Genomic DNA, 6,932 nt, shown 5'->3' on the forward strand with positions numbered 1-6,932 from the left:
TGACGCCCGCCTTGTCTCGCTTCGCTTCCTTCTCCAGGCGCGGGATGGCCTTGTCAAGCGTGCCCATGTCGGCCAGGATGAGCTCGGTCTTGATGGTCTCCACATCGGAAGACGGGTTAACCTTGCCGTTCACGTGCACGACGTCGGGGTCGCTGAAGAAGCGCACGACTTCGCAAATCGCGTCAGTCTCGCGGATGTTCGCGAGGAACTGGTTGCCCAGGCCCTCGCCCTTGCTCGCGCCTTCCACCAGGCCTGCGATGTCGACGAACTCTACCGTCGCGGGCACAATCTTTGCCGGGTGATCGATTGCCGCGAGCGCGTCGAGGCGCGCGTCGGGTACGGGAACGATGCCCACGTTGGGCTCGATGGTGGCGAAGGGGTAGTTCGCGGCAAGCCCGCCCTTGTTCGTAAGCGCGGTGAACAGCGTGGACTTGCCGACGTTCGGCAGGCCGACGATTCCGATGGAAAGCGACATGGAAGCTTCTTTCTCACTCAAAAGCGCCGCCGCGAAACTCGCGGCGGCGTGTGTGCAGTCAGTTCGATTCATGATACCACAGGCCGTGCGCAAACGGCCGAGACGCGCGCCCTACCTCGCGTCCTTGTCGCACACGAGGATTCCCTGCGAGAACACCTGGCGTACGTTGTCGGGGACCGACAGGTACAGGATACGGGCGAGCCGGTCGATCGGACCATCAAACACGCCGAAACCCGTAAGGTCGCTATCGGGTCGTTTCACGTCGATGACCTGCAGGTCGAAAGCGCGCCCCGGCTCGAAGGTCGCAAGCGGCAACCCCAAGGCCTCAGCGCCGCCTGCGGTGGCAAGCCAGAACGACTCTACAAGGGACAGCCGCGTGCCCTCGCCGAGCCCGCCGCGATCCTCGGGCGGAAGCTGTGCGTTCACGCCCGTCTCGAGCAGGCGCGACACGAGCACCGCCTGACGGATGTTCTCGTACATGCTCGGACTGTACCCGCCCGATATGTCGGTGCCGAGCCCCACGTGGATTCCCTGCGAGCGGAAGCGCTGGATGGGGGCCACGGCGCTTGAGAAGTACGAGTTCGCCATTGGGCAATGGGCAATCGAAACGCCCAGCTCAGCGAACATCTCGCCCTCTTCCTCGGTGAGATAGGGACAATGTGCCATGATGGAGTGCTCGCGCAGCAGGCCGAAATCGCGTAGGGCGTAGGGGTCGGTCTTGCCGAAGCGCTCGAGCACCACGTCGTGTTCCCACTGTCCCTCGTTGCAGTGTGTCTGTACGTAGGCCCCTGTGTATTCAGCCAGATTGCCCAGGCCACGAAGCACTTCATCGGTGCAGCTGGGAGTGAAGCGCGGCGTGATGACGGGCCAGGCACCCGCGCGGCTTGTCCGCCCGATGGCCTCTACCTCGCGGATAAGGCTTTCGGTATCGCGTATCGCCTGCTCAGGCGAGGCATCGCGATAGTAATCCGGGTTCGCGGCGGGGTCGTCCATCACCGTCTTGCCCACGAGCGCGCGCTGACCGCGATCGGCGCAGATCTCGGCAAGCGCCACGGTTGCGTCCAAATGCGCGCTTCCAAGGTATACCGTCGTCGTCGACCCTCGCGCAAGCAGCTGATCGACGAGGTCGGAGTACACTTTCTTCGCGAAATCGACGTCCGCGAACTTCGATTCCAAAGGAAACGTGCGCTCGTCAAGCCACCGGTAGAGCGGCTCGTCAAGCGCGAGCGCCGCCTGCGGCCACTGGGGAGAATGAACATGGATGTCCACGAAGCCAGGCAGGCCGTATCTGTTCTCCCCCAGCTCATACAGCTCGCCGGCCTCGCGCGCACGGGCAAGCGCCGCACCCTGATCGGGGTCGTCGTGCGCGATGACGCGTTCGATCACGCCGTCTTCCCCTACTTCTATGAGGGCATTCTCCAAATACTCGAAGCTGCCGTATTCGGGCGCGTGGAAATACGACCCGTAAAACGCCCTCGGTTGCGTAGTCTTTGCCATCGCGCGCCCTATTCCACGACGCCCTTGATGGGGTCTTCGATCTGCGGGGTCATCACGTTGATGAAGCCGTGGTCAGTGATGGCGTACGCGGGCAGCGCGGCCAGGCAGATGAACGAGAGGAACATGAAGGGGATGGAAATGATGCAGCCGCGTTCGGCGCAAGCGGCGTTAAGCGCGTTCTTGCGTGCAGCGAGCTCCTCGCAGGAGAGGTCGGTGAGCAGGCCGCAGATGGGGTATTCCACGCACTCGACGACTTCCCCGCCGTCGACCAGGCACTGTCCGCCGCCGATTTCGATGATGTGATTCACGGCGGTTGCCATGTCCTCGAAGTTCGTGCCCATGACGATCACGTTGTGGTTGTCATGCCCGACCGAAGAGGCGATCGCGCCGCTCGTCATATGGAAGCCGCCCATGAACGCGCGGCCGACGTTGCCGTTGATCCCGTAGCGCTCGACCTGCGCGATGTAGAGGACGTCTTGCGAAACGTCGCAGGCCACATAGCCGTCCTTGCATTCGAGCTCGACCTCGCGCGGCTGCGTGATAGGGATCCATGGAAGCGTGTCCATGCAGGTCACCTTCACGCGCTTGGCGCCTTCGGGGGCTGCGATCTTGAAGCTGTCGGGCGTGATGGGGTTCAAGAGCTTGGTGGTGTTGAGCAGGCAGGGGTCGTGCGTGGCCTTCTCGTAGTGGACGAGCAGCTCGCCGTGGTCGACGACCTGCTTGCCGCGCGAGAAGACGCTTACGACCTTGAAGTCGTCGGCGGTGTCGCCCGAGACGATGTTCACGTCGGCGCGCTTTCCGGGAGCGAGCGCCCCGATGTCGGTGAGCTCGAAGGCGCGCGCGGCGTTGATGGTGACCATCTGGATGGCCTTCGCGAACGGGACGCCGGCTTCAAGGGCGAGCTTCAGGTGGTGGTCCAGATGCCCCGTCGACGCGAGGTCGCAGCAGTGGAGGTCGTCGGTGACGATGCTCATCATGGAGGTGTCGATGTCTTTGCCTACGATGCATTTCAGCTGTTCAGAGAGGGTGCGGGCCGCCGAGGATTCACGCAACATGGCATGGACGCCCACGCGTGCGCGGTCCATGATGTCGTCGGCGGAAAGCCCTTCGTGGCAGGTGGAGATGCCCGCCGCCACGCATTTGTTGAGGTCCTTGCCCTTCATCTCGACGAGGTGGCCCTGCGCCGTCATACCCTTCATCGAGGCGACGTCGTCGAGCGACTCAAGCAGGTCGGGCAGGTCGGCAAGAACGTAGGGGCCGACGCATTCCGAGATGCCCACGGCGTCTGGACGCTTCAGCGCCTCGCGGATGATCTCGGGATTGAACTTTCCGCCGCTCGTTTCGAGTGCTGGCGAGAAGGGCACATGCGAGGGCACGACGAAGTAGAGATTCAGGTCGGTGACCTCGTTTTCCTCGAGAACCGCCTCGATGCCAGGAAGCCCCGAAACGACGCCGACCTCGTGTAGGTCGGTCATGATGGAAGTGGTGCCATGCTTGAGGACAGCTTCTGCAAAGGAGCGAATGGCCAGGTCAGAGCTTTCAGGATGGATGTGGCCGTCGATGAAACCCGGAGTGATGAAGGCGCCCTCGGCGTCGATCGTGCGCGTCCCCTCGCCGATGCAATAGTCGACGTCGCCAACCGCCGCGATAGTTTGGTTGCTAATCGCCACGCCGCCGTCGTAAATTTCACCGGTGTAGACATTGACGATGCGACCGCCCGTGATGACCACGTCGGCCGGCTTGATTCCACCTGCAACGCTCAGAAGTTCCGTGTCCATGCGCTTTCCTTTCGCGTAAACCGCTCTCGTCTTCTAAAACGCAAAAGCGCACAGAGCCCCTTGCCCTGCGCGCTTATCGCTGAATGGAGTATGTCGTTTAGCTTGAAGCCACGCGCGAAGGGTGCGCGAGCGCCTTGTTCCCGGGTGCTCACTGGCCGGCATCCGCGTGGCAGCTTGATGGTGCGTGAGAAGGTTGCGAGATCGCCCCTTTACGGGATGAGTTTCGTGCGACGTGGAGGAGGGCGCATGGGCCTTTGGTGTTGCTATGCAGGGGAAATGCACCGCTCCGACGCTCCTTATCGCCTAACGACATGGGCGAACTATATCACGACTACGCTTACAAGTCCACGTGAGGAGGAGCCCTGGGGCGCGGGACGAGCCGCTAATAAAGAGCGCCCCCAAGCGCCTGCGAACGCTTGGGGGCGCATACTGCGAGATGCATCTGAATGCGAAGCTTTCCGCGCGCCTGAGTTAGCCCATGCGCTCGAACACAAGGTTGCAAACGGTTCGATCGCCGCCGCCGAGGCCGGTGGATCCCGCCGTCGACTGCGCGAACGTGTGCAGGCGATAGCCCTCGGCATACTGCTGGTTGCAGAGGTCCTCGATTTCGGCAAAGTTCTTCGAGCCCTTGCCGACGAACTTCTCCCTCAGGACGACCTGCATGACGCGATATTGACCTGTTCCAGTGTTGATTTTCCCAGCCTCGTCGTTAAAGCTGTCCATGACGCTGTCCATGAATCCCATGTCGGCTCTCCCTTCAATGGTCGACACCAGCTAGGCTGGTATTTACATGTAAAATAATACCAACATCGCAGGTTACCCCATGTCTCAAATGAGAAGCATTTGGCGACCGGTTGGCCAACTTGCAATACATGCCGCCCAACTTGGGGATTCACCATGTTGACCACGCCCTAACGCACTTCGCTCACTACGCCATCTTCCACGCGAAGGCGCAAGGTCGCGAACTCGCGAGCTTTTGCGCGATGAGCGGCAACGAAAACTGTCTTCCCAGGTAAAGCGGCAATATTGGCAAGCACGGCAGCTTCGGTTGCCTCGTCGAGCGCGCTTGTGACCTCGTCGAGCACCATGACAGGCGCGCCTGAGCACACCGCGCGCGCAATGGCCAACCGCTGCAGTTGCCCCTGGGAAAGTCCCTGTCCGTGCTCGCCGATCATCGTGTCGAGTCCCAGCGGAAGCTCTTGTACGAAATCCCACGCGCACGCCACTTCGCACGCATGTTTAACCAGGTCATCGGTTATATCGGCGGCAGCAAACGCCACATTTTCGCGCACGGTTCCCGCAAACAGGAAGTTGTCTTGTGGCACGTAGGCGAACACGCCAGGCGGTACCTGCGGGGCGGGGCACAACGTAGCTGCCGCGTCAGCTTCGGGGGTCGCGCGCCCCGGTGCTGCGGCACCGCCGACGAGCTCGTACACGAAGCCAGCCGCATCGTAGGCGCCCAACGCCAGCTTGAACAGCGTGGACTTCCCCGAGCCGGAAGGGCCCTCCACCACCACGAAGGAACCCTTGGGCACAAAAATATCTGCACAGAAAAGGCTTGCGGTCTCTTCCTCTTCGGCCTCATCTTCTGGCGCAAGACTGCCCTCCACGTCAGCCCCTTCAGCAGGCGCAACGCTGTCCGCCGTTTCGCCTCCCTCGTCGTTGTACGAAAACGCCAAGTCGCTCATCCGCACGCCCAAAAGCCGCTGATAGAATTCTGTGGCGGACAGGGTAAGACGGCTCTCCGAATGCGGCAGCGCCGCGACCTCCATCAGGCGTTCCGCCGATGCGAGGGTCTGATAGAGCTGCGGCATCATGCCCGACAGATTGGAAACTGGCGCCTGAATGCGCGCGACCAGCTGCAACACCGCCATAAGCGTGCCGTAGCTCATGGTGCCGTGCAGAAGCTCGAACGCGCACCACGTGAGTGACACGGCATACAGCGCGTTGAAGAAAAACGAGAAACTGGCGTTGGCGGCGATGGAATACCCGCGGCGGCGCATCTGCGCCGTGAAGTGCTCCTCCTGCAGCGTGTCGGCGCGCGCACTCGTGGCGGGTTGTGCCCCGAACGAGCGAATGACCAGCTGATGCTCGAGCGCCTCTTGCATAAACACGCGCACGGCGCCTTCCTTTTCCTGCACGGTTTTGTGCAGCGCCTTCAACCGCCCGCGCAGCGTGCGCGCCAGAACGAACGAGAGCAGCGCGGCGGCAGCGAACAGGGCCACCATGGGCGGGCTGATCAGCGCGAGCACCGCAATGGCGAACACGAGCTGCATGAGCATGGACACGAAGCTCGGGATGATGGTCGCCACGCCGTTCGATACAACCTGCACGTCGGAGAACATGCGGTTGGAAAGCTCGCCGGAATGGAAGCGCAAAACGTTGCCAAAGCGCGCGGCGAAGATGCTATCGAGCATCGATTTCCGCAGCTCAAGGGCAAAACGGGCCCGAATGCGCTCCTGGGTGCTGTTGATAGCCAGGCGAAGCACCAGCTGCGCGATGATAACGCCTGCAAGTACCGCCGCGCTTGCCAGCAAGCCGTCGACGTTTCCCGCGACCGCCTGGTCGATGACGGCGCGGCACGCCAGAGCGAAGCTCACGAGCACTGCCGCTTGCACCGTGCACAACACCGACAGCGTCACGATGCGGCCATGCTGCGCCCTCGATTGCGCGAACAGCCACGCGTAGGTGACCTTGTCCTGCTCGCGCGCCTCTGCCCCGCGCATCATTTTCGCCCCGCTTCGTTCGCAGCATCGTGTTTGCGCAGGCCACAAGCCACAAGAACGCGCTTTCCCGCGCGCCTTACCGCAGCGTTTGCGCCCTTGCACACCTTGCGCGCGGGGAACAGCGCCACCCACAGCTTCGAGTACGCATGGTACCCGCGGGAAGTCTCACAATCGATGTGGCGGCCATCGCGATAGAAGCCTCGCAGCACGCCAAGCACGTTCTCACGCGGGATGTATTCCAGCATGACGCAGTTATCTCCGCAGATCACGTAGCCTTTTTTGGGGCCGTTCCCGTAATATCCCACCACGCGATGCAGCACGTACTTCTCGCCGCGACGATACAGCGCCACATCGTAGCGGCGCAGCTCGCCCTCGGCTGGTACCACCATCATCACGTCGTGGCGGTTGCGAAGCATCGGCCACATGGAAACGCCCACTGGCGGCCCCATGTAGAAG

At 62.2% G+C, this 6,932-nt stretch carries 6 protein-coding genes; all 6 read right to left on the reverse strand.

Annotation, left to right across the window (positions count from 1 at the left end; all coding sequences use genetic code 11):
- The coding region (locus Q0G85_RS09970) for a GTPase (RefSeq protein ID WP_297157564.1) at positions 1-475 on the reverse strand (475 nt) is incomplete at its 3' end.
- A gap of 111 nt (positions 476-586) precedes the next feature.
- Positions 587-1,972, reverse strand: a complete 1,386-nt coding sequence (gene guaD, locus Q0G85_RS09975; RefSeq protein ID WP_297157551.1) for a guanine deaminase — start codon at positions 1,970-1,972, stop codon at positions 587-589.
- An 8-nt stretch (positions 1,973-1,980) separates the two neighbouring features.
- Entirely contained in the window at positions 1,981-3,750 is a 1,770-nt protein-coding gene (locus Q0G85_RS09980; RefSeq protein WP_297157553.1) for an adenine deaminase, read from the reverse strand.
- A gap of 471 nt (positions 3,751-4,221) precedes the next feature.
- A complete protein-coding gene (locus tag Q0G85_RS09985) occupies positions 4,222-4,494 on the reverse strand; it encodes a hypothetical protein (protein ID WP_297157555.1) in 273 nt (90 codons plus the stop codon).
- 167 nt (positions 4,495-4,661) lie between these two features.
- Entirely contained in the window at positions 4,662-6,479 is a 1,818-nt protein-coding gene (locus Q0G85_RS09990; RefSeq protein WP_297157558.1) for an ABC transporter ATP-binding protein, read from the reverse strand.
- Positions 6,476-6,932: hypothetical protein (locus Q0G85_RS09995; RefSeq protein WP_297157561.1), on the reverse strand; the 457-nt coding region annotated here is incomplete at its 5' end. The genes Q0G85_RS09990 and Q0G85_RS09995, both read right to left, overlap by 4 nt.

This window comes from uncultured Ellagibacter sp., assembly GCF_934617235.1.
Taxonomy (GTDB): Bacteria; Actinomycetota; Coriobacteriia; order Coriobacteriales; family Eggerthellaceae; genus Ellagibacter.

What these genes read in the sequence shown, in the direction of transcription:
- Q0G85_RS09985 (WP_297157555.1), bottom strand. Translation starts at nt 4,494, where the DNA reads ATGGGATTCATGGACAGCGTCATGGACAGCTTTAACGACGAGGCTGGG.
- Q0G85_RS09990 (WP_297157558.1), bottom strand. Translation starts at nt 6,479, where the DNA reads ATGATGCGCGGGGCAGAGGCGCGCGAGCAGGACAAGGTCACCTACGCG.
- Q0G85_RS09980 (WP_297157553.1), bottom strand. Translation starts at nt 3,750, where the DNA reads ATGGACACGGAACTTCTGAGCGTTGCAGGTGGAATCAAGCCGGCCGAC.
- guaD (WP_297157551.1), bottom strand. Translation starts at nt 1,972, where the DNA reads ATGGCAAAGACTACGCAACCGAGGGCGTTTTACGGGTCGTATTTCCAC.